The following is a 26,467-nucleotide window of genomic DNA, read 5'->3' as shown; positions in this document are numbered from 1 at the left end:
CTCTTCTGCTGCCGAGGGTCCTCGCGCCGTCCGGTCCCCGGCCACTCGCTCGGGCGCCGAAGGTCCTACGCCGCCGCCGGCATCTCCGGCCGCAGCGGCCACTCCGTGTCGACCGTCTCGTCCGAACCGTTGCGGGCGAACCAGGACTGGAGACCACGGGCCTGCGCGGCGTGCCAGTCGGCCTGGAGGGTGTGCAGTTCGGCGGGGGAGAGGCGCTCCAGGCGGGTGGCGAAGCGGCGCCCCAGCGCGCGGACCACCTCCAGCGCGGCCAGCGCGTCCGCCGCCGCGTCGTGCGCCCCCTCCAGCTCCACGCCGTAGTGCGCGCACAGGTCCGTCAGCGTGCGGCGCCCCTTGCGATAGCGGTCCAGATGCTTGTCCAGCACCCGCGGATCCAGCACCCGCAGCGGCACCGACGGGAACCACCGCTCCAGCGAGGACGCCCGGTGCCGGCGCAACTCCCGGTCCAGCAGCGTCAGATCGAACGGCGCGTTCATCACCACCAGCGGACGCCCCCGCGCCGCGTGCTCCGCCAGCTGCTCGGCTATCTCGAACATCACCGGAGCCGGCCAGCGCCCGTTGCGCTGGAGGTGCTCCTCCGTCAGCCCGTGCACCGCGGTCGCCCCCGCCGGCACCGGGACCCCCGGGTTCACCAGCCAGCGCGAGACGCGGGGCAGGGTCTCCGGCGCGTCCTGGACGACGACGGCGGCCGACACGATCCGGTCGGTCTCGACGTCCACGCCCGTGGTCTCCGTGTCGAAGGCGGCCAGCGGCCCCTCGTACCAGTACGTCATGCCAACCAACTCCTCGATCATGCACGGCAGATGACGTCCCGTCTTCTGCCTGTTTGGTGATACCCGGGCCGTTTGCGCCGTACGCCGCCGGGAGACAACAGGAGTACGGGTCTTTGCAGTTCAGCAGCCCGCAGCGGGGAAACTCTTGGTTCGGAAGGCTGTCGGTCATGGCCACTCTGCAGCCCGAGCGCGGCGGGCTGCTGCCCGAGCGCACGGGCACCGTCCGCGGCTCGCTCGCCACCACCGCCTGCATGGAGACGCTCCAGGTCGGCTATCTGCACGCGGTCGCCGCCGCGGCCGGCTGCTCGCTGTCCCAGCCCTTCCCGGACAACGGCATCGACTGGCACGTCAGCCACAGCGCGCCCGGCCACACCGTCGACGACGAGGTCACCATCAAGGTCCAGCTGAAGGCCACGTACCAGATACCGCCCCACCCCCCGGGCCGTACCTTCTCCTTCACCCTCGACAACGACCATCTGCGCAAACTCGCCCGCACACCCGTCTCGGTGCACAAGATCCTCGTCGTGATGCTGGTCCCGCGCGCCCAGGGCGACTGGCTGCGCGCCGGCCACGACCGGCTCGACCTGCGGCACTGCTGCTACTGGGTCAACCTGGCCGGCCACCCCCTCACCGGCCGGACCCGGACCACCGTGCGGATACCGACCACACGCATCTTCGACGACCGGGCGCTGTGCGAGATCATGACCCGCGTCGGGACGGGAGGCAGACCATGAGGATCCGTCCCCACGAGGAGCCGGTGCCGCCGCGGGCACATCCCGACGCCCTCCCGTGGCACCGCCCGCCGGACCCCGCCGGCGTCGACCCCGCGATCCTCGCCGCCCTGCTGCGCCGGCACGGCTGGCAGCGGCGCGGCGGAGCCGCCGGACGCTACGGCCGCTGGACCCCGCCCGGCCCGGCCGGCGCCGGCACCAGCCTGCTCGTGCCCGAGAGTCGCGCCTACCCCGACAGCGACGACCTCCTCGCCGAGGCCCTGGACGCCCTCGCCCGCAGCGACACCCCCGCCGCCCGCGAGGTGCTGATCTGCCTCGCCGTACCCAGCGACGAGATCCGCTGGTGGCGCGAGACCCCGAGCGGCCCGGCGGGCGCCGCCTCCTGGGGGCACGAGGAGCAACTGCGCGACGCCGGACGCCAGTTGCTGCTCGCCGCCGCGCTCGCCACCCGCGCTCGGGCCGGCTACCACGGTGCCCGCCACCGGCGCGCCGCCACCGCCCTGCTCGACCATGTCCTCGTCGGCCCCGCCGCCGAGGACGGCCGGCTGACCGCCTTCGCCCCCGTGGCCGTCGCCCGCCCCCTCGCCGTCCGCCTCCACCAGGCCCTGCACGCCGCCCGCGAGGCCATCGACTACCGGCGCGCCACCGGCGGCATGGACGCCTTCGCCGGAGCCGTCGAGGCCGGCGTCAGCCGCGAACTGACCGAGGCGATCGGCGCGCTGGTACGGGGCACCGAGGGGGCCGGGGTCGCCGTCGCCTGGGCACCCGCCGCCGGTGTCCCCGAGGGCTGCGCCCCGGGCGCCGAACCCGTGGAGTTCTCCCCCGGCGACCTGCCCGTGCTGCGCGAGGCCGCGGCCCGCTACCTGCACGAGGAGCCCTCCGTGCCCGTGCGGATCACCGGCGCGGTGGTGCGCCTGCGCCGCTCGGGTCCGCGCGGCGAGGGCACCGTACGGCTGCGCGTCCTCGCCGGCGCCGAGGTGCCGCACGTCCGCGTCACCCTGGACGAGGAGGACTACCGCATCGCGGGCCACGCCCATCTCGTCGGCCTCCCGGTGCGGGTGCGCGGCCGGCTGGAGCGGCGCGGCGGCTTCCGCAGGCTCACCGGCGCCTCCGGGGTGGTACCCGTACAGGTGGACGAGGCCGAGCGGGACCGGCTCATGAAGTCCCTGCAGGAGAACCTGGACTTCTTCGAGGAGGCCTGCGGGGAGGAGTGAGGGGCCGGGGACCGACCGTAATCGTTTCGCGGTCGGCGCCCTCGGGTCGGTACGATCGCCTGTGCGCGCGCTCCTGGTATGGCGCCGCATCCACCTTCAGGCAGGAGAGACCGGTGTCAGACGTCCGTGTGATCATCCAACGCGATTCCGAGCGGGAAGAACGCGTGGTGACGACGGGCACTACGACCGCCGACCTCTTCGCGGGCGAGCGCTCGGTCGTCGCCGCGCGCGTGGGCGGCGAGCTGAAGGACCTCGCGTACGAACTGTCCGAGGGCGACGCGGTCGAGGCCGTCGAGATCGCCTCCGAGGACGGCCTGAACATCCTGCGCCACTCCACCGCGCACGTCATGGCCCAGGCCGTGCAGGAGTTGTTCCCCGAGGCCAAGCTGGGCATCGGTCCGCCGGTCAAGGACGGTTTCTACTACGACTTCGACGTCGAGAAGCCGTTCACGCCCGAGGATCTCAAGGCCATCGAGAAGAAGATGCAGGAGATCCAGAAGCGCGGGCAGAAGTTCGCCCGTCGCGTCGTCACCGACGAGGCCGCCCGCGAGGAGCTGGCAGGCGAGCCGTACAAGCTGGAGCTGATCGGCCTCAAGGGCGCCGCGTCGCACGACGACGGCGCGGACGTCGAGGTCGGCGCGGGCGAGCTGACGATCTACGACAACCTGGACGCGAAGACCGGCGAGCTGTGCTGGAAGGACCTCTGCCGCGGTCCCCACCTGCCCTCCACCCGCCTCATCCCGGCGTTCAAGCTGATGCGCAACGCGGCCGCCTACTGGCGCGGCAGCGAGAAGAACCCCATGCTCCAGCGCATCTACGGCACCGCCTGGCCGTCCAAGGACGAGCTGAAGGCGCACCTGGAGTTCCTCGCCGAGGCCGAGAAGCGCGACCACCGCAAGCTCGGCGCCGAGCTGGACCTCTTCTCCGTCCCCGAGCAGATCGGCTCCGGCCTCGCCGTCTTCCACCCCAGGGGCGGCATCATCCGCCGCACCATGGAGGACTACTCGCGGCGTCGCCACGAGGAGGAGGGCTACGAGTTCGTCTACACCCCGCACGCGACGAAGGGGAAGCTCTTCGAGACCTCGGGCCACCTGGACTGGTACGCCGACGGCATGTACCCGCCCATGCAGCTCGACGAGGGCGTGGACTACTACCTCAAGCCCATGAACTGCCCGATGCACAACCTGATCTTCGACGCGCGCGGCCGCTCGTACCGCGAACTTCCGCTGCGCCTCTTCGAGTTCGGGACCGTGTACCGGTACGAGAAGTCGGGCGTCGTGCACGGCCTCACCCGCGCCCGCGGCTTCACGCAGGACGACGCGCACATCTACTGCACCCGTGAGCAGATGTCCGAGGAACTGGACAAGACGCTCACCTTCGTCCTCGGGCTGCTGCGGGACTACGGTCTGACCGACTTCTACCTGGAACTGTCCACCAAGGACCCGGAGAAGTTCGTCGGCTCCGACGAGGCGTGGGAGGAGGCGACCGAGACCCTGCGCCAGGTCGCCGAGAAGCAGGGCCTGCCCCTGGTCCCCGACCCGGGCGGCGCCGCGTTCTACGGCCCGAAGATCTCCGTCCAGGCCAAGGACGCGATCGGCCGCACCTGGCAGATGTCGACCATCCAGCTCGACTTCAACCTGCCCGAGCGGTTCGACCTGGAGTTCACCGGCTCCGACGGCACCAAGCAGCGCCCGGTCATGATCCACCGCGCGCTGTTCGGCTCCATCGAGCGCTTCTTCGCGGTGCTCCTGGAGCACTACGCGGGCGCCTTCCCGGCATGGCTGGCCCCGGTGCAGGCGCTCGGCATCCCGATCGGCGACGCCCACGTCGAGTACCTGGAGAAGTTCGCCGCGACGGCCCGCAAGCAGGGTCTGCGCGTCGAGGTGGACTCCTCCTCGGACCGCATGCAGAAGAAGATCCGAAACGCGCAGAAGCAGAAGGTGCCCTTCATGGTCATCGCGGGCGACGAGGACATGTCGAACGGTTCGGTGTCCTTCCGCTACCGCGACGGCTCCCAGGAGAACGGCATCCCGGTCGACGAGGCCATCGCCAAGATCGCCAAGATCGTGGCGGAGCGGGCCCAGGTCTGACCCTGGCCGAGAAGGGCCCCCGGCGGACTTCCGTCCCCGGGGGCCCTGGCCTGTACGGGTCCCTCACGCCATATGCTGCGTAGCATGACGAGTGAGCCGGAGCAGCAGATCGGCGTGGGGACGCAGGACGCGTTCCAGCGCCTGTGGACGCCTCATCGGATGGCCTACATCCAGGGCGAGAACAAGCCGAGCGGCCCGGAGGCCGGAGACGGCTGCCCCTTCTGCTCGATCCCGGCCAAGTCCGACGAGGACGGTCTGATCATCCGTCGCGGCGAGCACGTCTACGCCGTTCTCAACCTGTATCCGTACAACGGCGGCCATCTGATGACCGTGCCCTACCGGCACGTGGCCGACTACACGGAGCTCACCGGGCCGGAGACCATCGAGCTGGCGGAGCTGACCAAGCAGGCGATGACCGCCCTGCGCACGGCGTCCGGGGCGCACGGCTTCAACATCGGCATGAACCAGGGCGCGGTGGCGGGCGCCGGCATCGCCGCCCATCTGCACCAGCACGTCGTGCCCCGCTGGGGCGGCGACACCAACTTCATGCCCGTGGTCGGCCACACCAAGGTCCTCCCGCAGCTCCTCGCCGACACCCGGAAGATGCTGGCGGACGCCTGGCCCGCGTAGTCCCGCGTGCCCCGGGACACGTAGAGGGCGCCCCCTTGCCCGGGGACGCCCTCTACGTGTCCATGACGCGCTACGCGTCGTACAGGTCCGCCTTCCTCGGCGACGGATCCTGGATCGCCCCGCTCAGCACCGAGGAGCGGCTGCCGAACTTCTCCGTGTCGACGCCGTGTTCCTTGAGGACCTTGATCGCGGCCGAGTGCACGACCCGCAGTACCGGGGTGGCCGCGCGCAGCGCGTCGTCGGCCATGAAGCGGTGCTTCCACGGCTGGTCGGCCCAGGCGTGCCGCAGGCCGAACGGCTCGGGCAGGCCCAGCGAGCCGCCGAGCCAGTTGAGCAGCGGCGGGTACCAGGCCAGCGGGGCGCGCACGGCGAGCCGTACGACCTCGTCCGTGGTCATCAGCGGCAGGTTGATCTTGCGGGTCTCCCAGAACCGGAAGGTCTTGGCGACCTCCTTGGTCCGGCCCTCCGGCTTGCCCCAGAACAGCCCGTTCACCGGGCCGAGCGCATGGCCGGTGACCTCGATGCGCAGCGTCTCGTGCAGCACGGTGACCGTGATCATCATGGTGATCACCAGCTGACCGTCCCACAGCGTCCACTGCACGCCCAGGTAGTGCCGGTCGCCCTTGCCGAACTGCTGCTTGTTGCAGATGTCCTGTATGGCGTGCGGCTTGACCTGGAAGGCCTCCACGTCGGAGCCCTCGGGCCGGGACACCGCCCCCGCGCCCTCCGGGACCGGGGTGACGATCCAGTGCTTGACCGACGGCTTGGGGAAGCCCCCGGTGTTCAGCGGGCCGCGCTCCAGCAGGGCCAGCTGGTCATGGATCGCGCGGATGACGTCCCAGCTGCGGAACGGATGGATCTCCCGGCCGGGGTCGGCGGACACCAGTTCCTCGGCGAGCTGCCAGGAACCCCAGCGGGTGCCCATGCCGAGTATGCCCTTGGGGCCCGCGTAGAAGACCGAGTTGGACTGCTGCTCGGCGGTGAGCCGGGCCAGGGACTCGCGCAGCGCGTCGGCAGCGGTCTGGTCGGGGCCGCGCGGCACCGCCTCGGGCACCTTGATCCCGACGCTGCTTCCCGACAGCAGGCCGTCCCACCGGGCCCGCAGGTCCTGGGCGGTGCGCTCGCAGATCCGCTTCGCCAGATACCAGCCGATGACGGGCAGCACCACGGCCGCCCGCGCGTACCACCCCCAGAATCCGCCGAACGGCATCTTGACCAGGAACAGCACGGCCAGCAGGCCCACGCCGAGCAGCAGGACGGTGGCCAGGGTGCCGGCCCGTTTGTCGTCCCGCCCGGCGACGAAGGCGCGCAGCTGGAAGACGAGCAGCCAGGCGAGCAGCCCCGGCAGGAAGAGCACGCCGCACAGGACCGTCACGAGCGTCAGCCGGTTGTCGCGCTCCCGGCGGATGTTGTTGGCCGCCAGACAGTGCTCGACCACGAACTGGGGTTCGGAGCCGAACGACTGGATGAGCGGCTTGCGGCCGGCGCCGAGCATGCGGTCCACCACGGCGCGCGAGAAAGCCTCGCCGAGGTTGGGCCTGAACAGTGCGATCCTGCCGCCCGTGACGGAGGACTGGTGCCACTCGTTGTCCGCGTCCTTGATCTTGTCGACCGGGCCGTCCCGGTAGGCCGCGGAGGCCAGCGCGGCCGTCGCCGCCTGCTGGCCGTCGCCGGAGACGGGCACCTGGGGCCCGTCCCACTCCGTTCCAAACGACATTCCCGCCCCCATCGCCGCCGGTGTCGCTCCTGCGGCCTTCCCGGCTTCCCTGCCCCGCACACCTGTCGGGCCCGTCGGCGTACCGGAACCGGACGGCCGGCGCGGGACGTGCCCAGGTGATCAGCGTATCCGCCGGCACCGTCACACGGAGGGCGGACGGCCGAAGCCGCCCGCCCCGGAATCCGGGAACTACCCCTCGTCCCCGCCCTGTTCGCGGATGCGTTCGGCGATCTGCGCCGGCATCGGCTCGTGCCGCGCGTACGCCCGGTCGAAGCGGGCCGTGCCGTGAGAGAGCGAGCGCAGGTCGACGGCGTAGCGGCCGATCTCGAACTCGGGGACCTCGGCCCGGATCAGCGTGCGTCCGGCGCCCACCTGTTCGGTGCCGAGCAGCCTGCCCCGGCGGCCCGACAGGTCGCTCATCACGGCGCCCACGTAGTCGTCGGGGACCAGGACGCCCACTTCGGCGACCGGCTCCAGCAGATGGATCCTCGCGTCGGCCGCGGCCTCGCGCAGGGCGAGCGCGCCCGCGGTCTGGAAGGCGGCGTCGGAGGAGTCCACCGAGTGCGCCTTGCCGTCGAGCAGGGTGACCCGCACGTCCACCAGCGGATGTCCGGCGGCGACGCCCTTGGCGGCCTGGGCGCGGATCCCCTTCTCTACGGACGGGATGAACTGGCGCGGCACCGCGCCGCCGACCACCTTGTCCACGAACTCGATGCCGGAGCCGCCCGGCAGCGGTTCGACCTCGATCTCGCAGATGGCGTACTGGCCGTGCCCGCCGGACTGCTTGACGTGCCGGCCGCGCCCGGTGGCCCGGTTCGCGAACGTCTCCCGCAGGGAGACCTTGTGCGGTACGACGTCCACCTGGACGCCGTAGCGGCCGCGCAGCCGTTCCAGCGCGACGTCCGCGTGCGCCTCGCCCAGGCACCAGAGCACCACCTGGTGGGTGTCCTGGTTGTGCTCCAGGCGCATCGTCGGGTCCTCGGCGACCAGCCGGGACAGCCCTTGCGAGAGCTTGTCCTCGTCGGCCTTGCTGTGCGCCTGGATGGCGACCGGGAGCAGCGGGTCCGGCATCTGCCAGGGCTCCATCAGCAGCGGGTCGTCCTTGGCGGACAGCGTGTCCCCGGTCTCGGCGTGGCCGAGTTTGGCCACGCACACCAGATCGCCGGCGACGGCCTGGGTGAGGGGCCGCTGCTGTTTGCCGAAGGGCATGGACAGGGCGCCGATCTTCTCGTCGACGTCGTGGTCCTCGTGCCCCCGGTCGGTCAGGCCGTGCCCGGAGACGTGCACCGTGCGGTCGGGGCGCAGCGTGCCGGAGAAGACGCGGACCAGGGAGATCCGGCCGACGTAGGGGTCGGAGGCGGTCTTGACGACCTCGGCGGCCAGCGGCCCGTCGGTGTCGCACGGCTTGAGCTCGCGGGCCTTTCCGTCGGGGGTGGTCACGCCGGGCACCGGGTGCTCGAACGGGGTCGGGAAGCCGCCCGTGATCAGGTCGAGCAGTTCCACGGTGCCCAGGCCCTGGCGGGCGCCGTCCGCGGCGGGGGCGGCCGCGAGCACCGGGAAGAACCTGCCCCGGGCCACGGCCCGCTCCAGGTCCTGGATCAGGGTCTTGATCTCGACCTGCTCACCGCCGAGGTAGCGGTCCATCAGGGTCTCGTCCTCGCTCTCGGCGATGATCCCCTCGATGAGCCGGTTGCGGGCCTCGTCCAGGTCCGGCAACTGGTCCTCGCCGGGTTCGGACTCCTTGCGCTCCCCGCTCGAGTAGTCGGACAGCTTGCGGGAGAGCAGCCCCACCAGGCCGGTCACGGGCGCGTGCCCGTCGGGGCCCTCGGCGCCGCGCAGCGGCAGGTAGAGGGGCAGGACGGCGTCCGGGTCGTCGTCGCCGAAGGCCTCCGCGCAGATCCGGGTGGTCTCCTCGAAGTCGGCGCGGGCCGCCTCCAGGTGCGTGATCACGATCGCGCGGGGCATCCCGACGGCCGCGCACTCCTCCCAGACCAGGCGGGTGGAGCCGTCCACGCCGTCCGAGGCCGAGACGACGAAGAGGGCCGCGTCCGCGGCGCGCAGACCGGCCCGCAGTTCCCCCACGAAGTCGGCGTATCCGGGGGTGTCCAGAACGTTGATCTTGATGCCGTCCCAGGCGAGCGGTACCAGGGACAGCTGGACGGAGCGCTGCTGGCGGTGCTCGATCTCGTCGTAGTCGGAGACGGTGCCGCCGTCCTCGACGCGGCCCGCCCGGTTCACCGCCCCGGCGGTCAGCGCGAGGGCCTCCACCAGGGTCGTCTTGCCCGATCCGGAGTGGCCGACCAGCACCACATTCCGTATGGACGCGGGTTGGTCGGCCGTCAGAGCCCTGCCGGCGGCCCCGGGGTGTGTCTGAGTCTTGTCGCCCATGATCCTGCCTCCCGTGCACGGTGAGGTCATCGGGGCGCGGACGCGCGAACCGCGTGCTGCGGCGGCTTCGGCGACGCCCGCGGTTATTCGAGCTTTCCACTCCCGTCACGCCGCGTCCATACGACGGACCCGATCCCGCCGCCGGCGCCCCGCACCGGGTCGTACGGTTCCCCGTGCCCGCGTTCCCCGCCGGGTCGTACGGTTCCCGCGCCGGCGGTCCGCGCGGGGTCGTAGGAACCGCTTCCCGGGGTCTTCGCGCGAGCCCGGCGCACCACCGCGGCGCACGGACCGCGGGTGCCCGCCCGCCACGCGTACGCGCGCGTGGCTACGATGGGCCAGCCGGCGGCCATCAGGGCCGCGGCGACACCGACCGTCGGGAAGGCCATGCTGAACAAGTACGCGCGTGCATTCTTCACGCGTGTCCTCACACCGTTCGCCGCGTTTCTCATCCGACGGGGGGTGAGCCCCGACACGGTCACGCTGCTCGGCACGGCGGGCGTGGTGGCGGGCGCGCTGGTCTTCTATCCCCGGGGCGAGTTCTTCTGGGGCACGGTCGTGATCACCCTGTTCGTCTTCTCCGACCTGGTCGACGGGAACATGGCCCGCCAGCTGGGCCGCTCCAGCCGCTGGGGCGCCTTCCTGGACTCCACCCTGGACCGGGTCGCCGACGGCGCGATCTTCGGCGGCTTCGCCCTCTGGTACGCGGGGCAGGGCGACAACGACATGATGTGCGCGGTCTCGATCTTCTGCCTGGCCAGCGGCCAGGTGGTGTCCTACACGAAGGCGCGCGGCGAGTCGATCGGGCTGCCGGTCGCCGTGAACGGGCTGGTCGAGCGCGCCGAGCGGCTGGTGATCTCGCTGGTCGCGGCCGGTCTCGCGGGTCTGCACAAGTTCGGTGTGCCGGGCATCCAGTGGCTGCTGCCGGTCGCCCTGTGGATCGTGGCCGCGGGCAGCCTGGTCACGCTGATCCAGCGGGTCGTCACCGTGCGCCGCGAGTCCGCCGAGGCCGAGGCGGCCGCGCGGGACGCGAGCGGGGCGGCGAAGTGAGCGTTCCGGACCGGCTCAGCGACGCGCTGTACGGCGCGGGCTGGAGCACCGTCAAGAAGCTCCCGGAACCCGCCGCCGCCCGTCTGGGGCGGACCGTCGCCGACCTCGCCTGGAAGAAGCGCGGCAAGGGCGTGCTGCGCCTGGAGGCGAACTACGCGCGCGTCGTGCCGGGCGCGAGCCCCGAGCGCCTCGCGGAGCTGTCCCGCAAGGGCATGCGCTCCTACCTGCGCTACTGGATGGAGTCCTTCCGGCTGCCCGCCTGGAGCCCGGAGCGGATCAGGGCGGGCTTCGACCCGAAGGACATACACCACCTGACGGAGGGCCTCGACGCGGGCAAGGGCGTGATCCTCGCCCTGCCGCACCTGGCCAACTGGGACCTGGCCGGCGCCTGGGTCACCACGGAGCTGCGCACCCCGTTCACCACGGTCGCCGAACGCCTCAAGCCCGAGACGCTCTACGACCGCTTCGTCGCCTACCGCGAGGGTCTCGGCATGGAGGTGCTGCCGCACAGCGGCGGCTCCGCCTTCGGCACCCTGGCCCGCAGGCTGCGCGACGGCGGCCTGGTCTGCCTGGTCGCCGACCGCGATCTGTCCGCCTCCGGCGTCGAGGTCGACTTCTTCGGCGAGAAGGCCCGGATGCCCGCGGGCCCCGCCCTGCTCGCCCAGCACACCGGCGCCCTGCTGCTGCCGGTCACCCTCTGGTACGACGACTCGCCCGTCATGCGCGGCCGGGTCCACCCGCCGATCGAGGTGCCCGGGTCGGGTACCCGCGCCGAGAAGGCGTCCGTCATGACACAGGCCCTGGCCGACGCCTTCGCCACCGGGATCGCCGAGCACCCGGAGGACTGGCACATGCTGCAGCGGCTGTGGCTTGCCGACCTCGACCCCGCGAAGGGACCCTCGTGAGAATCGGGATCGTCTGCCCGTACTCCTGGGACGTGCCCGGTGGCGTCCAGTTCCACATCCGCGACCTCGCCGAGTACTTCATCCGCCTCGGCCACGAGGTCTCGGTGCTGGCCCCGGCCGACGACGACACCCCGCTGCCGCCGTACGTCGTCTCGGCGGGCCGCGCGGTCCCGGTGCCGTACAACGGCTCGGTGGCCCGGCTGAACTTCGGGTTCCTGTCGGCCGCGCGGGTACGGCGCTGGCTGCACGACGGGGCCTTCGACGTGGTGCACATCCACGAGCCGACCTCGCCCTCGCTGGGCCTGCTCACCTGCTGGGCGGCGCAGGGCCCCATCGTGGCCACCTTCCACACCTCCAACCCGCGCTCCCGGGCGATGATCGCCGCGTACTCCATCCTCCAGGCCGCCCTGGAGAAGATCAGCGCCCGGATCGCGGTCAGCGAGTACGCCCGGCGCACCCTGGTCGAGCATCTGGGCGGGGACGCGGTGGTCATCCCCAACGGCGTCGACGTCGACTTCTTCGCGAGGGCCGAGCCGAAACCCGCGTGGCAGGGGGAGACTATCGGCTTCATCGGCCGGATCGACGAGCCCCGCAAGGGCCTGCCCGTGCTGATGAAGGCCCTGCCGAAGATCATGGCCGCCCGGCCCGGCGCACGGCTGCTGGTCGCGGGCCGCGGCGACGAGGAGGCGGCCGTCGAGAACCTGCCCCGGGAACTGCGTTCCCGGGTGGAGTTCCTCGGCATGATCAGCGACGAGGACAAGGCCCGCCTGCTGCGCAGCGTCGATGTCTACGTGGCGCCCAACACCGGCGGTGAGAGCTTCGGGATCATCCTGGTCGAGGCCATGTCGGCGGGTGCCCCGGTGCTCGCGTCCGACCTCGACGCCTTCGTCCAGGTCCTCGACCAGGGCCGGGCGGGGGAGATCTTCGCCAACGAGGACGCCGACGCGCTCGCCGACGCCGCCGTACGGCTGCTGGCCGACCCGGAACGCCGGGCCCGCCTGCGCGCCCACGGCAGCGCCCACGTACGGCGCTTCGACTGGTCCACGGTCGGCGCGGACATCCTCTCCGTCTACGAGACGGTCACGGACGGCACGACGGCGGTCGCGGCGGACGAACGCTCGACGGGTCTGCGGGCGCGGTTCGGACTGGCGCGGGACTGACGCCTTTCTCTGATCAGGCCGGCCGGCTCCGGGCAACGGCACCCTGCCGCTGACCCGAGCGGGGTCCGGTGGGAACGGAGGCCCCCGGGTCCCCGCGCCCGCCGCGGACCGCCGCCCAGGGCCTCCGCCGCGGGCCTTCCGGCGCGCTTTCGGCGGGGCCAGGGGGTGCCGATAGCCTTCCCGCGTGACCGCAACCCTCATCTGGATCCTCGTCGCCCTCCTCGCGATCGGCGTCTACCTGAGCTGGACCGCAGGACGCCTGGACCGGCTGCACGTACGGATGGACGCCGCCCGCGCCGCGCTCGACGCCCAGCTGCTGCGCCGTGCCTCCGTGGCCCAGGAGCTCGCCACCTCCGGGGTGCTCGACCCGGCCGCCTCGATCGTGCTGTACGAGGCCGCGCACGCCGCCCGGCAGGCAGAGGAGGAGCAGCGGGAGGTCGCCGAGAGCGAGCTGAGCCAGGCCCTGCGCGCGGTGTTCGCGGAACCGGACCAGGTGGAGGCCCTGCGCGAGGCGCCCGGCGGCGAGGACGCGGTTCATGAACTGGCCGAGGCCGTGCGCCGGGTCCCGATGGCCCGCCGTTTCCACAACGACGCCGTGGGCGCCGCCCGCCGGCTGCGCGAGCACCGCAAGGTCCGCTGGTTCAGGCTGGCCGGCCACGCCCCCTTCCCGCTGGCCTTCGAGATGGACGACGAACCCCCCGCCGCCCTGGTGGAACGGGTCGCTTGACCGCCCCTCACCTGGCATTCCCAGCGAAAACGAGCCACCGGCTTTCCATTGGCCCTTGCTGTGGCCTGGTCCGCTCGCGTTTCCTCGGTGCAGCAGAGAACCCTCTTTCACTTCAGTGAGGTCGCCCGTGTCCACCACCGAGAACCAGGCTCCCGAGACCGGCACCGCCCGCGTGAAGCGCGGCATGGCCGAGCAGCTCAAGGGCGGCGTCATCATGGACGTCGTCACCCCGGAGCAGGCGAAGATCGCCGAGGACGCGGGCGCCGTCGCCGTCATGGCCCTGGAGCGGGTCCCGGCCGACATCCGCAAGGACGGCGGCGTGGCCCGTATGTCCGACCCGGACATGATCGAGGGCATCATCGACGCCGTCTCGATCCCGGTCATGGCCAAGTCCCGCATCGGCCACTTCGTCGAGGCCCAGGTCCTCCAGTCCCTCGGCGTGGACTACATCGACGAGTCCGAGGTGCTCACCCCGGCCGACGAGGTCAACCACTCGGACAAGTGGGCGTTCACCACCCCCTTCGTGTGCGGCGCCACCAACCTGGGCGAGGCCCTGCGCCGTATCGCCGAGGGCGCCGCGATGATCCGCTCCAAGGGCGAGGCCGGCACCGGCAACGTCGTCGAGGCCGTGCGCCACCTGCGCCAGATCAAGGGCGAGATCGCCAAGCTGCGCGGCTGCGACAACAACGAGCTGTACGCCGCCGCCAAGGAGCTGCGCGCCCCCTACGAGCTGGTCAAGGAGGTCGCCGAGCTGGGCAAGCTCCCCGTGGTGCTGTTCTCCGCCGGCGGCGTGGCCACTCCGGCCGACGCGGCCCTGATGCGCCAGCTCGGCGCCGAGGGCGTGTTCGTCGGCTCCGGCATCTTCAAGTCCGGCGACCCGGCCAAGCGCGCCGCCGCCATCGTGAAGGCGACCACCTTCTACGACGACCCGAAGATCATCGCGGACGCGTCGCGCAACCTCGGCGAGGCCATGGTCGGCATCAACTGCGACACCCTCCCCGAGACCGAGCGCTACGCGAACCGCGGCTGGTAAGCACAGGTCCACAGGTATCCGAACCCCATGAACACTCCTGTCATCGGTGTCCTGGCGCTCCAGGGCGACGTACGGGAGCACCTCATCGCCCTGGCCGCGGCGGACGCCGTGGCCAGGCCGGTGCGGCGCCCCGAGGAACTCGCCGAGGTGGACGCGCTCGTCCTGCCCGGCGGCGAGTCCACCACCATCTCCAAACTGGCCGTGCTCTTCGGCGTGATGGAGCCGCTGCGCGCCCGGGTGCGCGCCGGCATGCCCGTCTACGGCACCTGCGCGGGCATGATCATGCTGGCCGACAAGATCCTCGACCCGCGCTCGGGCCAGGAGACCATCGGCGGCATCGACATGATCGTGCGCCGCAACGCCTTCGGACGCCAGAACGAGTCCTTCGAGGCGGCGGTCGACGTGCGCGGCGTCACGGGCGATCCTGTGGAGGGCGTCTTCATCCGCGCCCCCTGGGTGGAGTCCGTGGGCGGGGACGCCGAGGTGCTCGCCGAGCACGGCGGCCACATCGTCGCCGTCCGCCAGGGCAACGCGCTCGCCACGTCGTTCCACCCGGAACTGACCGGCGACCACCGGGTCCACGCACTGTTCGTCGACATGGTGCGCGCCACCGCCGCCGTGGAGTCCTTGTAGGATCTCAGGCGTTCGTTCATAGATGGGTAACGCGAAGGAGACAGGCAGATGTCCGGCCACTCTAAATGGGCTACGACGAAGCACAAGAAGGCCGTGATCGACGCCAAGCGCGGCAAGCTCTTCGCGAAGCTGATCAAGAACATCGAGGTCGCGGCGCGCATGGGCGGCGTGGACCTCGATGGCAACCCGACGCTCTACGACGCCGTCCAGAAGGCCAAGAAGCAGTCGGTTCCGAACAAGAACATCGACTCCGCGATCAAGCGCGGTGGCGGTCTCGAGGCCGGCGGCGCCGACTACGAGACGATCATGTACGAGGGTTACGGCCCGAACGGCGTCGCGGTGCTCATCGAGTGCCTCACGGACAACCGCAACCGCGCCGCCTCCGACGTGCGCGTCGCCATGACCCGCAACGGCGGCAACATGGCCGACCCGGGCTCGGTGTCGTACCTCTTCAACCGCAAGGGCGTCATCATCGTCCCCAAGGGCGAGCTGACCGAGGACGACGTGCTCGGCGCCGTCCTCGACGCCGGTGCCGAGGAGGTCAACGACCTCGGCGAGTCCTTCGAGGTGCTCAGCGAGGCCACCGACCTGGTCGCGGTCCGCACCGCCCTCCAGGAGGCCGGCATCGACTACGACTCCGCCGAGGCCAACTTCGTCCCGACCATGCAGGTCGAGCTGGACGAGGAGGGCGCCAAGAAGATCTTCAAGCTGATCGACGCCCTGGAGGACAGCGACGACGTGCAGAACGTCTTCGCCAACTTCGACGTGAGCGACGAGGTCATGGAGAAGGTCGACGCGTAACGCGTACGGCTGACCGACCGGGCCGACGGGACACACCCCGTCGGCCCGTCGCGTTCTCGGGTGCCGGTGCGCGCGTCGACGGGGGCGTTGGTGCGCGGCGTTGTCAGTGGCACCCGATAGCCTGCACAAACAGGTGATCGAGCGGTCGGAGGGAGGGGCCCGTGCGGGTACTGGGGGTGGACCCGGGACTGACCCGGTGCGGGATCGGCGTGGTCGAAGGGGTCGCGGGGCGTCCGCTCACCATGATCGGCGTCGGCGTCGTCCGCACCCCCGCGGACGCCGAGCTCAGCCGCCGGCTGCTCGCCATCGAGCAGGGCATCGAAGCGTGGCTGGACGAACACCGGCCCGGGTTCGTCGCCGTGGAGCGCGTCTTCAGCCAGCACAACGTACGCACCGTGATGGGCACCGCCCAGGCCAGCGCCGTCGCCATGCTGTGCGCCGCCCGCCGCGGCATCCCCGTCGCGCTGCACACCCCCAGCGAGGTCAAGGCCGCCGTCACCGGTTCGGGTCGCGCCGACAAGGACCAGGTCGGCGCCATGATCACCCGGCTGCTCCGGCTCGCCGAGCCCCCCAGACCCGCCGACGCGGCCGACGCCCTCGCCCTCGCCATCTGCCACATCTGGCGCGCCCCCGCCCAGAACCGGCTCCAGCAGGCCGTCGCCCTGCACACCGCCCACGCAAGGAAAGGCCGTACGGCATGATCGCGTTCGTCAGGCCAAGGACTCGCGGATACGCCACCGGAGAATGATCGCCCACACCACTCCAAGGGGCATGACCATCTGTCGTCCTCGCCTGGGCATGACGTGCGAGGAGGGCCGTGCCCGGCGGCACGGCCCTCCTGTTCGATCAGCTGCCAGACGGTCAGTCGATTTCCTTGATGGAGCCGGTGTGCTTCAGGTGGCCCTTGCCGTCGGCCTTCACGGTGGCGGCGCGCATGTACTCGACCTTGCCGTCCTTCCACCAGATGTTGATCGTCGCCGTCCTCTTGCACGTGTTGTGGAAGTAGACGGTGGTGGTGGAAATGCCGTCACCGTAGGAGTAGTTGAAGCACCCGGTGGTGCCCCTCGTCAGGCCGGACGAAGCCGTGGCTGCCTGCGCGGGAGTCGCGATGGCCATGCCGGCCAGCAGCACGGAAGCGGTCACGGCGGCCTTCGCCATGGAGCGCATGTGGTTCCCCGATTCTCTGTCACTTGGTCATGAGCGAGCGTTCGCCCGCTCGTAGCCGAACGGCGGTTACTCGCTCGACTGTTCGAGAAGTTATAAGTGATCAAGCGCGTGAAGCAATGAAGAATCGGCCGTAAATGTCCGACTTATCGCAACTTGTCAAGCGACTCTCGTGTGGTGAGCCATGATCCTTTACCCGTCCTTTGATCTTCAAGGCGCGCGACGCGTTGTCGGTGGCACCCAATAACCTGGCACAACGGCGGGCCCCGGAAGGCCCGAGTCGACACGGAGAGGTGGTGGAACGTGGTACGCGTACCCGGGGGCGTCCGTCGGTGCTCACGATGCGGCGTCGCCAGGCCGTTTGCCTCCCACCCCCCTGTCGTCGCTCCGTTCATCACCCGCACCACGAAAGGCCGTACGGCATGATCGCGTTCGTCAGCGGCACCGTCGCCGCGCTCGCCCCCGACGCCGCGGTGGTGGAGGTCGGCGGTGTCGGCATGTCCGTCCAGTGCACCCCGGACACGCTCTCCGCGCTCCGCGTCGGCCGGCCCGCCACACTGCACACCTCCCTGGTCGTGCGCGAGGACTCGCTGACCCTGTACGGCTTCGCGGACGACGACGCCCGCCAGGTCTTCGTCCTGCTCCAGACCGCCAGCGGTGTCGGCCCCCGCCTCGCCCAGGCCATGCTCGCCGTGCACTCCCCGGACGCGCTGCGCCGAGCCGTCGCCACCGGCGACGAGAAGGCCCTCACCGCGGTCCCCGGCATCGGCAAGAAGGGCGCCCAGAAACTCCTTCTGGAGCTTAAGGACCGCCTCGGCGCGCCCGCCGGCACCGCCCCCGCCGTCGGCGCCCCGGTCACCCAGGGCTGGCGCGACCAGCTGCACGCGGCCCTCATCGGCCTCGGCTACGCCACCCGCGAGGCCGACGAGGCCGTGACCGCCGTGGCCCCGCAGGCCGAGGCGGTGGGCGGCACCCCGCAGGTCGGCCGGCTCCTGAAGGCCGCCCTCCAGACCCTGAACCGCGCCCGCTGACCCCCACCCCTGTTGAGGCACACCACATGAACTGGGACGACACGGCCGACACGCCCGCCGAGCGACTGGTGGGCTCCGCGGCCGACCGCGAGGACCAGGCCGTCGAGGCCGCCCTGCGCCCCAAGGACCTCGGCGAGTTCATCGGCCAGGAGAAGGTCCGCGAACAGCTAGACCTGGTGCTGCGCGCGGCCCGCGCGCGCGGCGCCACCGCCGACCACGTGCTGCTCTCCGGAGCCCCCGGCCTCGGCAAGACCACCCTGTCGATGATCATCGCGGCCGAGATGGGCGCCCCCATCCGCATCACTTCCGGCCCCGCCATCCAGCACGCCGGCGACCTCGCCGCGATCCTCTCCTCCCTCCAGGAGGGCGAGGTGCTCTTCCTGGACGAGATCCACCGCATGTCCCGGCCCGCCGAGGAGATGCTGTACATGGCGATGGAGGACTTCCGCGTCGACGTCATCGTCGGCAAGGGCCCCGGCGCCACCGCCATCCCCCTCGAACTGCCCCCGTTCACCCTGGTCGGCGCCACCACCCGGGCCGGCCTGCTGCCGCCTCCGCTGCGCGACCGCTTCGGCTTCACCGCGCACATGGAGTTCTACGGTCCCCGCGAACTGGAGCGCGTCGTGCACCGCTCCGCACAGCTCCTGGACGTCGGCATCGAGGGGGACGGCGCCGCCGAGATCGCGGGCCGCTCCCGCGGCACCCCCCGTATCGCCAACCGCCTGCTGCGCCGCGTCCGCGACTACGCGCAGGTCAAGGCGGACGGCATGATCACCCGGGACATCGCCGCGGCCGCCCTCGCCGTCTACGAGGTCGACGAACGTGGCCTGGACCGGCTGGACCGCGCCGTCCTGGAGGCTCTGCTGAAGCTTTTCGCCGGCGGTCCCGTCGGCCTGTCCACCCTGGCCGTCGCGGTGGGGGAGGAGCGGGAGACCGTCGAGGAGGTCGCCGAACCCTTCCTGGTCCGCGAGGGACTGCTGGCCCGCACCCCGCGCGGCCGCGTCGCCACGCCCGCCGCCTGGACGCACCTCGGACTGACCCCGCCCGGCTCCGCCACATCGGGAAACGGACAACCGGACCTGTTCGGGGCGTGACACCGCCGCCCCCGGGTGCCGCTCCGCTCGGGCAGTGGCCCGGTGCGGAACCCAGGTGCCATGCTGGGCGTTGTTCCATGTGCGCGGACTCGCTTAGACTCCGCCGATGCCGCCCTTGCGGGTGGCGCCGACACAGCCCCATCCCCGAAAAGGCCGCTCTCCGTCGCGGTCGCGCGAAGGAAATCCCGTCCCGTGAATCCGTATACCCTTCTCCCGTTCATCGTGCTCATCGCGGCCATGTTCCTGATGACGCGCTCTGCCAAGAAGAAGCAGCAGCAGGCCGCGCAGATGCGCAACGAGCTGCAGCCCGGCTCCGGTGTCCGCACGATCGGGGGAATGTACGCGACGGTCAAGGAGATCAACGAGGACACCGTCCTCCTCGACGCCGCTCCCGGCGTGGACCTCCTCTTCGCGAAGAACGCGATCGGCGCCGTCCTCACCGACGACGAGTACAACCGCATCGTGCACGGCATCGAGCACGACCTGAAGTCCGACGCCGACATCGTCCCGGACGACGCCTCCTCCCTCACCGAGACCGACGAGACCGACGGACCTGCCGCCGCTGCCGCCGCCTCCGACGACAAGATCGACCTCGGTAAGAAGGACGCCGACGAGGACACCGCCGGCGAGTCCGAGGCCGCCGGGGCCCCGACGGAGGACGAGCCGAAGAAGACCGACGGCGATTCCGACGCGAAGTAGTCACGCCCCGGTGGTGCGCGAGACGGCGTGATCACGCCCCCGCGCACCACCGGGCGCGTCTGTTTCCCGCACGGGGAGCCCGACACCATGTCATGGCCGCCGAGCGCCGACCGGGCGCCGAGCGGCCCGAGAGGGAGTACGAGAAGGTGGCAGCACCTAAGAAGGGCCGGAGCTCGAGCGCCCAGGGCAAACCAGGGCGCTCACTGGCCCTCATCCTGATCGCCATCGTGGCGCTCACCGGAGGGATGTTCGCCTCAGGGCACACCACCCCCCGTCTCGGTATCGACCTTGCCGGCGGCACCAGCATCACGCTGACGGCGGTCAACCAGCCGGGCCAGCCCAACGCGATCAACAAGACCAACATGGACACCGCGGTCGACATCATGAACCGCCGTGTCAATGGTCTCGGTGTGTCGGAGACGGAAGTCCAGACCCAGGGCGATCGCAACATCATCGTCAATATTCCGCGTGGCACGAACTCCAAGGAGGCGCAGCAGCAGGTCGGCACCACCGCCAAGCTGTACTTCCGTCCCGTTCTCCAGCGGGAGCCCCAGGGCGCAACCGGCCACCCCACCCCGAGCAGCAGTTCGGGCAAGAGCGGCAGCCCCTCTCCCGGTGCCACCGGCAGCCCCTCGCCGAGCGCGTCCACCGGGTCCGGCAAGCAGAAGGCCACCGGATCCGACACCCCCTCGGCCTCTGCGACCGCTCAGGGGCGTGCCGTCACCGACGGGTTGAAGAAGACCTCGCCGACGCCGTCCGCGACTGGCTCCGCGTCTCCCACGGCCACCTCGCCCTCGCCGTCCCCGTCCGGGAGCACGGGCTCCAGCGACCTCCAGGCGCGCTACGCAAGCCTCGACTGCACCAAGCCCTCCGCGCAGAACAGTGCAGGCCAGGGCGCCAAGCCCGGCGAGCCGACCGTCGCGTGTGGCAAGGACGGCAAGATCTGGAGCAAGTTCCTGCTCGGCCCCGTCTCCGTCGACGGCCAGGACGTCAAGAAGGCACAGGCCGTCTTCGACACCCAGGGCGCGAGTGGCTGGCAGGTCCAGATGACCTTCGACTCGAAGGGCGCCAAGAAGTTCGCGGACATCACGGGCCAGCTGGCGCAGAAGACCTCCCCGCAGAACGAGTTCGCGATCGTCCTCGACGACCAGGTTGTCTCGCACCCGTTCGTCCAGACCGCCATCAGCGGTGGCCAGGCCGAGATCTCTGGCAGCTTCAACCAGCAGGACGCCCAGAGTCTCGCCAACATGCTGTCGTACGGCGCGCTCCCGCTGTCCTTCAAGGAGTCCAGCGTCACCACGGTGACCGCCGCGCTCGGCGGCCAGCAACTGCACGCCGGCCTGCTTGCAGGCGCGATCGGCCTCGCCCTGGTGATCATCTACCTCGTGTTCTACTACCGCGGGCTGTCGCTCATCGCCGTGGCGTCCCTGATGGTCTCGGCGATCCTCACCTACGTGATCATGTCGCTGCTCGGCCCGGCCATCCACTTCGCGCTGAACCTGCCGGCCGTCTGCGGAGCCATCGTCGCCATCGGTATCACCGCGGACTCGTTCATCGTGTACTTCGAACGCATCCGGGACGAGATCCGCGAGGGCCGCTCGCTGCGCCCCGCCGTCGAGCGTGCCTGGCCGCGCGCCCGGCGCACCGTCCTGGTCTCCGACTTCGTGTCGTTCCTCGCCGCCGCCGTCCTGTTCATCGTGACCGTCGGCAAGGTCCAGGGCTTCGCGTTCACGCTGGGTCTCACCACCCTGCTCGACGTGGTCGTCGTCTTCCTGTTCACCAAGCCGCTGATGACGCTGCTCGCCCGCCGCAAGTTCTTCGCGAACGGCAGCAAGTGGTCCGGACTCGACCCGAAGAGCCTCGGCGTCAATCCGCCGCTGCGCCGCACCCGCCGTCCCGCCGGCCCCACCGCCGGCCCCGCCGACCCGAAGGAGGCCTGAGCGATGTCGAAACTCGGCTCCATCGGCGCCCGGCTGCACCGCGGTGAGATCAGCTACGACTTCATCGGCAAGCGCAAGATCTGGTACGGCGTCTCGATCCTGATCACCATCACGGCCATCCTCGGCCTGGCGGTGCGCGGCCTGAACATGAGCATCGACTTCCAGGGCGGCGCCGTCTTCACGACGCCGACCAACATGAGCGTCTCGATCGCTCAGGCGGAGTCGTACGCCAAGGACGCCTCCGGCCACGAGGCCGTCGTGCAGAAGCTCGGCAACGGCAGCCTGCGCATCCAGGTCGCCGGCCTGGACACGGCCCAGTCGGACAAGGTCAAGCAGAACCTGGCCAAGGACCTCAAGCTCGACCCCGAGAAGCTCGCCGCCGACCTGGTCGGCCCGAGCTGGGGTCAGCAGATCGCCGACAAGGCCTGGGAGGGCCTGGTGATCTTCATGGTCCTCGTCGTGATCTACCTCGCCATCGCCTTCGAATGGCGCATGGCCGTCGCGGCCCTGGTCGCGCTGATCCACGACATCACCATCACGACCGGTATCTACGCCCTGGTCGGCTTCGAGGTCTCGCCCGGCACGATCATCGGTCTGCTCACCATCCTCGGTTACTCGCTCTACGACACGGTCGTCGTCTTCGACAGCCTCAAGGAGCAGACGAAGGACATCACCAAGCAGACCCGCTTCACCTACAGCGAGATCGCCAACCGGTCGATCAACGGCACCCTGGTCCGCTCCATCAACACCACGGTCGTCGCGCTGCTGCCGGTCGCCGGTCTGCTCTTCATCGGCGGCGGCTTCCTCGGCGCCGGTGACCTCAACGACATCTCGCTGTCGCTGTTCGTCGGCCTCGCGGCCGGTGCGTACTCCTCGATCTTCATCGCCACCCCGCTGGTCGCCGACCTCAAGGAGCGCGAGCCCGCGATGAAGGCGCTGACCAAGCGGGTCATGGCCAAGCGCGCCCAGGCCGCTTCGGAGGACGGCCGCGCCACGGACGGCGGCGACGCCGAGGACGCCGCGCCCGCCGTGGTCGGCCCGCGCAACCAGCCCTCCTCCCGCGGCCGCGGCCGCGGCCGCCAGGCGGGCAAGCGCCGATGACCGACATCCAGGAGCTGCTGCTCAGCCGCATCCGTGACGTCGCGGACTACCCGGAGCCGGGTGTGATGTTCAAGGACATCACCCCGCTCCTCGCGGACCCCGCCGCGTTCACCGCCCTGACCGACACGCTCGCCGTCACCACCATCCTCGCCGAGCTGGGCATGGACCCGGCGACGCTGATGGCGGGCCTGCTGCACGACACCGTCGAGGACACCGAGTACGGCCTGGAGGACCTGCGCCGCGACTTCGGCGACGTGGTCGCCCTGCTCGTCGACGGCGTCACCAAGCTGGACAAGGTCAAGTTCGGCGAGGCCGCGCAGGCCGAGACCGTGCGCAAGATGGTCGTCGCCATGGCCAAGGACCCCCGCGTCCTGGTCATCAAGCTCGCCGACCGCCTGCACAACATGCGCACCATGCGCTACCTCAAGCGCGAGAAGCAGGAGAAGAAGGCGCGCGAGACCCTGGAGATCTACGCGCCGCTCGCCCACCGCCTGGGCATGAACACCATCAAGTGGGAACTGGAGGACCTCGCCTTCGCGATCCTCTACCCCAAGATGTACGACGAGATCGTCCGCCTGGTGGCCGAACGGGCGCCCAAGCGCGACGAGTACCTCGCCATAGTGACCGACGAGGTCCAGTCGGACCTGCGCGCCGCCCGCATCAAGGCGACCGTCACCGGCCGCCCGAAGCACTACTACAGCGTCTACCAGAAGATGATCGTCCGCGGTCGCGACTTCGCGGAGATCTACGACCTGGTGGGCATCCGTGTCCTGGTCGACACGGTCCGCGACTGCTACGCCGCCCTCGGCACCGTGCACGCGCGATGGAACCCGGTCCCCGGCCGGTTCAAGGACTACATCGCGATGCCCAAGTTCAACATGTACCAGTCGCTGCACACCACGGTGATCGGTCCCAACGGCAAGCCCGTCGAACTCCAGATCCGCACCTTCGACATGCACCGCCGCGCCGAGTACGGCATCGCCGCGCACTGGAAGTACAAGCAGGAGGCCGTCGCCGGCGCCTCCAAGGTGCGCACCGACGCGCCCAGGACCGCCGGCAAGGACAAGGACGCCATCAACGACATGGCGTGGCTGCGGCAGTTGCTCGACTGGCAGAAGGAGACCGAGGACCCGGGCGAGTTCCTGGAGTCCCTGCGCTTCGACCTGTCGCGCAACGAGGTGTTCGTCTTCACGCCCAAGGGCGACGTCATAGCGCTCCCGGCCGGCGCCACCCCGGTGGACTTCGCGTACGCCGTGCACACCGAGGTGGGCCACCGCACCATAGGAGCGCGGGTCAACGGCCGCCTCGTACCGCTGGAATCCACCCTGGACAACGGCGACCTGGTCGAGGTCTTCACCTCCAAGGCGCCCGGCGCCGGACCCTCCCGCGACTGGCTCGGCTTCGTCAAATCGCCCCGGGCGCGCAACAAGATCCGCGGCTGGTTCTCCAAGGAGCGCCGGGACGAGGCGATCGAGCAGGGCAAGGACGCCATCGTGCGGGCGATGCGCAAGCAGAACCTGCCGATCCAGCGCATCCTCAACGGCGACTCCCTGATCACGCTCGCGCACGAGATGCGCTACTCGGACATCTCCGCGCTGTACGCGGCGATAGGCGAGGGCCACGTCTCCGCGCAGAACATCGTCCAGAAGCTGGTGCAGGCCCTCGGCGGCGAGGAGGCCGCCACCGAGGAGATCGACGAGACGGTCCCGCCGTCCCGCGGCCGCCGCAAGCGGCGCTCCAGCGCCGACCCGGGAGTCGTCGTCAAGGGCGTCGACGACGTATGGGTCAAGCTGGCCCGCTGCTGCACGCCCGTGCCCGGCGACCCGATCATCGGCTTCGTCACCCGCGGCAGCGGCGTCTCCGTGCACCGCAGCGACTGCGTGAACGTGGAGTCGCTGTCCCGGGAGCCGGAGCGCATCCTCGACGTCGAGTGGGCGCCCACCCAGTCCTCGGTCTTCCTGGTCGCCATCCAGGTCGAGGCCCTGGACCGCTCCCGCCTGCTGTCGGACGTCACCCGAGTCCTGTCCGACCAGCACGTGAACATCCTCTCGGCCGCCGTCCAGACCTCCCGCGACCGCGTCGCCACCTCCCGCTTCACCTTCGAGATGGGCGACCCCAAGCACCTCGGGCACGTCCTGAAGGCCGTACGGGGGGTGGAGGGCGTGTACGACGTCTACCGCGTGACCTCGGGACGCACCCGGTCGTAACCGCCCGGGGCCGTGGTGCCCCACGGCACGGAGAAGGGCCCCGTACGCGCGTACGGGGCCCTTTCACACCGGCAACAGGAGAATCAGCCGCCGAACTCCTGCAGGCCCTTCAGGGCCTGGTCCAGGAGCGCCTGGCGGCCCTCCAGCTCCTTCTGGAGCTTGTCGGCCCTGGAGTTGTTGCCCTGGGCGCGAGCCTGGTCGATCTGCGCCCCGAGCTTGTCCACGGCGGCCTGGAGCTGACCGGTCAGACCCTCGGCACGCGCCCGCGCCTCGGGGTTCGTCCGGCGCCACTCGGCCTCCTCGGCCTCCTGGATCGCCCGCTCCACCGTGTGCATCCGGCCCTCGACCTTCGGACGCGCGTCCCGCGGGACGTGGCCGATGGCCTCCCAGCGCTCGTTGATCGAACGGAAGGCGGCACGGGCGGCCTTCAGCTCGCCGATCGGCAGGAGCTTCTCGGCCTCCTCGGCCAGCTCCTCCTTGAGCTTGAGGTTCTCCGCCTGCTCCGCGTCCCGCTCGGCGAACACCGAGCTGCGCGCGGCGAAGAACACGTCCTGGGCGCCGCGGAAGCGGTTCCACAGGTCGTCCTCGTGCTCGCGCTGGGCGCGGCCCGCGGCCTTCCACTCCGACATCAGATCGCGGTAACGGGCCGCCGTGGGACCCCAGTCCGTGGAGCCCGACAGCGACTCGGCCTCGGCGACCAGCCGCTCCTTGATCCGACGAGCGTCCTCGCGCTGCGCGTCCAGCTGCGCGAAGTGCGCCTTGCGGCGCTTGGAGAACGCCGACCGGGCGTGCGAGAAGCGGTGCCACAGCTCGTCGTCGGACTTCCGGTCGAGGCGGGGCAGCCCCTTCCAGGTGTCCACCAGCGCCCGCAGCCGCTCACCCGCGGCCCGCCACTGGTCGGACTGCGCCAGCTGCTCCGCCTCGGCGACCAGGTCCTCCTTGGCCTTGCGGGCCTCGTCGGACTGCTTGGCCCGCTGGATCTTGCGCTCCTCGCGGCGCGCCTCGACCGTCTCCACGAGCTTGTCCAACCGACCGCGCAGCGCGGCCAGATCGCCGACCGCGTGATGCGCGTCCACCTGCTCGCGCAGATGGCCGATGGCGGTCTGAGCGTCCTTCGCCGACAGGTCGGTGGTCCGCACTCGCTTCTCGAGGAGGCCGATCTCGACAACCAGGCCCTCGTACTTGCGCTCGAAGTAGGCCAGCGCCTCCTCAGGGGAGCCGGCCGCCCAGGATCCGACGACCTGCTCGCCGTCGGCCGTACGCACGTACACGGTCCCCGTCTCGTCGACGCGGCCCCACGGGTCGCTGCTCACAGCGCCTCCTCCACATGATGCCTGCGGGGTGCCTCAGCGCCCCGGGCATCG

22 protein-coding genes and 1 pseudogene are annotated in these 26,467 nt (G+C 70.9%); 18 read left to right on the top strand and 5 right to left on the bottom strand.

All coding sequences use genetic code 11. From position 1 onward, the window contains the following. Nucleotides 1-65: 65 nt before the first annotated feature. A complete protein-coding gene (locus tag VT52_RS04380; protein WP_046426017.1) occupies nt 66-791 on the bottom strand; it encodes a 3'-5' exonuclease in 726 nt (241 codons plus the stop codon). Nucleotides 792-958: 167 nt separating this feature from the next. Here VT52_RS04380 and VT52_RS04375 point away from each other — a divergent pair, with 167 nt between their 5' ends. From VT52_RS04375 to VT52_RS04360, 4 genes are all read left to right on the top strand, one after another. Then, the gene (locus tag VT52_RS04375; RefSeq protein WP_046426018.1) at nt 959-1,525 is read left to right on the top strand and encodes a DUF4365 domain-containing protein; all 567 of its coding nucleotides are present in this window, start codon (nt 959-961) and stop codon (nt 1,523-1,525) included. Then, nucleotides 1,522-2,736, top strand: a complete 1,215-nt coding sequence (locus VT52_RS04370) for a hypothetical protein (RefSeq protein ID WP_046426019.1) — start codon at nt 1,522-1,524, stop codon at nt 2,734-2,736. The genes VT52_RS04375 and VT52_RS04370 overlap by 4 nt, the downstream gene beginning before the upstream one ends. A gap of 113 nt (nt 2,737-2,849) precedes the next feature. After that, nucleotides 2,850-4,826, top strand: coding sequence for a threonine--tRNA ligase (thrS, locus tag VT52_RS04365; RefSeq protein WP_046426020.1), 1,977 nt, complete (start codon nt 2,850-2,852; stop codon nt 4,824-4,826). Between the two features lie 72 nt (nt 4,827-4,898). After that, entirely contained in the window at nt 4,899-5,456 is a 558-nt protein-coding gene (locus VT52_RS04360) for an HIT family protein (protein WP_063888371.1), read from the top strand. Nucleotides 5,457-5,526: 70 nt separating this feature from the next. Here the strand turns inward: VT52_RS04360 and VT52_RS04355 are convergent, their stop codons facing one another. Together VT52_RS04355 and VT52_RS04350 are read right to left on the bottom strand one after the other, a co-directional pair. Next, nucleotides 5,527-7,173, bottom strand: coding sequence for a hypothetical protein (locus VT52_RS04355; protein ID WP_107481237.1), 1,647 nt, complete (start codon nt 7,171-7,173; stop codon nt 5,527-5,529). Between the two features lie 189 nt (nt 7,174-7,362). Then, nucleotides 7,363-9,561 carry an elongation factor G-like protein EF-G2 gene (locus VT52_RS04350; protein WP_046426025.1) on the bottom strand — a complete coding sequence of 733 codons (2,199 nt, stop codon included), beginning with the start codon at nt 9,559-9,561 and terminating at the stop codon, nt 7,363-7,365. Nucleotides 9,562-9,891: 330 nt separating this feature from the next. Here VT52_RS04350 and pgsA point away from each other — a divergent pair, with 330 nt between their 5' ends. The 8 genes from pgsA (at nt 9,892) to ruvC (ending at nt 16,568) form a co-directional block, all read left to right on the top strand. Continuing rightward, nucleotides 9,892-10,608: a phosphatidylinositol phosphate synthase gene (pgsA, locus tag VT52_RS04340; RefSeq protein ID WP_046426064.1), complete on the top strand. Its 717-nt coding sequence runs from the start codon at nt 9,892-9,894 to the stop codon at nt 10,606-10,608. After that, nucleotides 10,605-11,513 (top strand): phosphatidylinositol mannoside acyltransferase, encoded by a 909-nt coding sequence (locus VT52_RS04335; RefSeq protein WP_046426027.1) that lies wholly within the window; start codon nt 10,605-10,607, stop codon nt 11,511-11,513. Before pgsA ends, VT52_RS04335 begins: the two co-directional genes overlap by 4 nt. Continuing rightward, complete coding sequence (locus VT52_RS04330) at nt 11,510-12,673, top strand: glycosyltransferase family 4 protein (RefSeq protein WP_046426029.1); 1,164 nt, start codon at nt 11,510-11,512, stop codon at nt 12,671-12,673. Before VT52_RS04335 ends, VT52_RS04330 begins: the two co-directional genes overlap by 4 nt. Before the next feature lie 184 nt (nt 12,674-12,857). Continuing rightward, the gene (locus VT52_RS04325) at nt 12,858-13,400 is read left to right on the top strand and encodes a LemA family protein (RefSeq protein WP_046426031.1); all 543 of its coding nucleotides are present in this window, start codon (nt 12,858-12,860) and stop codon (nt 13,398-13,400) included. Between the two features lie 127 nt (nt 13,401-13,527). Then, nucleotides 13,528-14,433, top strand: coding sequence for a pyridoxal 5'-phosphate synthase lyase subunit PdxS (gene pdxS, locus VT52_RS04320; protein ID WP_037651067.1), 906 nt, complete (start codon nt 13,528-13,530; stop codon nt 14,431-14,433). A 27-nt stretch (nt 14,434-14,460) separates the two neighbouring features. After that, complete coding sequence (pdxT, locus tag VT52_RS04315) at nt 14,461-15,066, top strand: pyridoxal 5'-phosphate synthase glutaminase subunit PdxT (protein ID WP_046426033.1); 606 nt, start codon at nt 14,461-14,463, stop codon at nt 15,064-15,066. A gap of 48 nt (nt 15,067-15,114) precedes the next feature. Beyond that, complete coding sequence (locus tag VT52_RS04310; protein ID WP_046426035.1) at nt 15,115-15,867, top strand: YebC/PmpR family DNA-binding transcriptional regulator; 753 nt, start codon at nt 15,115-15,117, stop codon at nt 15,865-15,867. A 161-nt stretch (nt 15,868-16,028) separates the two neighbouring features. Next, entirely contained in the window at nt 16,029-16,568 is a 540-nt protein-coding gene (gene ruvC / locus VT52_RS04305) for a crossover junction endodeoxyribonuclease RuvC (protein WP_046426037.1), read from the top strand. Between the two features lie 160 nt (nt 16,569-16,728). Here the strand turns inward: ruvC and VT52_RS04300 are convergent, their stop codons facing one another. Next, on the bottom strand, nt 16,729-17,034 hold the full coding sequence (locus VT52_RS04300) for a hypothetical protein (RefSeq protein ID WP_046426039.1): 306 nt from the start codon (nt 17,032-17,034) through the stop codon (nt 16,729-16,731). Nucleotides 17,035-17,453: 419 nt separating this feature from the next. Here VT52_RS04300 and ruvA point away from each other — a divergent pair, with 419 nt between their 5' ends. The 6 genes and pseudogenes from ruvA to VT52_RS04270 all read left to right on the top strand — a co-directional run. Continuing rightward, entirely contained in the window at nt 17,454-18,062 is a 609-nt protein-coding gene (ruvA, locus tag VT52_RS04295; RefSeq protein WP_046426041.1) for a Holliday junction branch migration protein RuvA, read from the top strand. A gap of 26 nt (nt 18,063-18,088) precedes the next feature. Next, nucleotides 18,089-19,156, top strand: coding sequence for a Holliday junction branch migration DNA helicase RuvB (gene ruvB / locus VT52_RS04290; protein WP_046426043.1), 1,068 nt, complete (start codon nt 18,089-18,091; stop codon nt 19,154-19,156). A gap of 192 nt (nt 19,157-19,348) precedes the next feature. Continuing rightward, nucleotides 19,349-19,855, top strand: coding sequence for a preprotein translocase subunit YajC (gene yajC, locus VT52_RS04285; protein ID WP_046426046.1), 507 nt, complete (start codon nt 19,349-19,351; stop codon nt 19,853-19,855). 146 nt (nt 19,856-20,001) lie between these two features. Further along, entirely contained in the window at nt 20,002-21,795 is a 1,794-nt protein-coding gene (gene secD, locus VT52_RS04280; RefSeq protein ID WP_206306434.1) for a protein translocase subunit SecD, read from the top strand. Nucleotides 21,796-21,798: 3 nt separating this feature from the next. Next, nucleotides 21,799-22,896, top strand: coding sequence for a protein translocase subunit SecF (gene secF / locus VT52_RS04275; RefSeq protein ID WP_046426048.1), 1,098 nt, complete (start codon nt 21,799-21,801; stop codon nt 22,894-22,896). A gap of 116 nt (nt 22,897-23,012) precedes the next feature. Beyond that, nucleotides 23,013-25,103: pseudogene (locus VT52_RS04270) on the top strand (RelA/SpoT family protein); the annotation flags it as partial. An 83-nt stretch (nt 25,104-25,186) separates the two neighbouring features. Here the strand turns inward: VT52_RS04270 and VT52_RS04265 are convergent. Beyond that, nucleotides 25,187-26,416, bottom strand: coding sequence for a DUF349 domain-containing protein (locus VT52_RS04265; RefSeq protein WP_046426055.1), 1,230 nt, complete (start codon nt 26,414-26,416; stop codon nt 25,187-25,189). Nucleotides 26,417-26,467: the final 51 nt, after the last annotated feature.

It is taken from the genome of Streptomyces malaysiense (assembly GCF_000980885.2).
Lineage (GTDB): Bacteria > Actinomycetota > Actinomycetes > Streptomycetales > Streptomycetaceae > Streptomyces > Streptomyces malaysiense.
Note: the sequence above shows the minus strand (reverse complement) of the source record. Positions and strands in the feature narration are given on the sequence as shown.

Excerpts from the sequence above, each read along its gene's own strand:
- VT52_RS04370 (WP_046426019.1), top strand. The coding sequence starts at position 1,522 with ATGAGGATCCGTCCCCACGAGGAGCCGGTGCCGCCGCGGGCACATCCC.
- pgsA (WP_046426064.1), top strand. The coding sequence starts at position 9,892 with ATGGGCCAGCCGGCGGCCATCAGGGCCGCGGCGACACCGACCGTCGGG.
- ruvB (WP_046426043.1), top strand. The coding sequence starts at position 18,089 with ATGAACTGGGACGACACGGCCGACACGCCCGCCGAGCGACTGGTGGGC.
- VT52_RS04300 (WP_046426039.1), bottom strand. The coding sequence starts at position 17,034 with ATGCGCTCCATGGCGAAGGCCGCCGTGACCGCTTCCGTGCTGCTGGCC.
- VT52_RS04360 (WP_063888371.1), top strand. The coding sequence starts at position 4,899 with ATGCTGCGTAGCATGACGAGTGAGCCGGAGCAGCAGATCGGCGTGGGG.
- secF (WP_046426048.1), top strand. The coding sequence starts at position 21,799 with ATGTCGAAACTCGGCTCCATCGGCGCCCGGCTGCACCGCGGTGAGATC.
- VT52_RS04350 (WP_046426025.1), bottom strand. The coding sequence starts at position 9,561 with ATGGGCGACAAGACTCAGACACACCCCGGGGCCGCCGGCAGGGCTCTG.
- VT52_RS04375 (WP_046426018.1), top strand. The coding sequence starts at position 959 with ATGGCCACTCTGCAGCCCGAGCGCGGCGGGCTGCTGCCCGAGCGCACG.
- ruvA (WP_046426041.1), top strand. The coding sequence starts at position 17,454 with ATGATCGCGTTCGTCAGCGGCACCGTCGCCGCGCTCGCCCCCGACGCC.
- VT52_RS04355 (WP_107481237.1), bottom strand. The coding sequence starts at position 7,173 with ATGTCGTTTGGAACGGAGTGGGACGGGCCCCAGGTGCCCGTCTCCGGC.
- VT52_RS04310 (WP_046426035.1), top strand. The coding sequence starts at position 15,115 with ATGTCCGGCCACTCTAAATGGGCTACGACGAAGCACAAGAAGGCCGTG.
- pdxT (WP_046426033.1), top strand. The coding sequence starts at position 14,461 with ATGAACACTCCTGTCATCGGTGTCCTGGCGCTCCAGGGCGACGTACGG.
- VT52_RS04380 (WP_046426017.1), bottom strand. The coding sequence starts at position 791 with ATGACGTACTGGTACGAGGGGCCGCTGGCCGCCTTCGACACGGAGACC.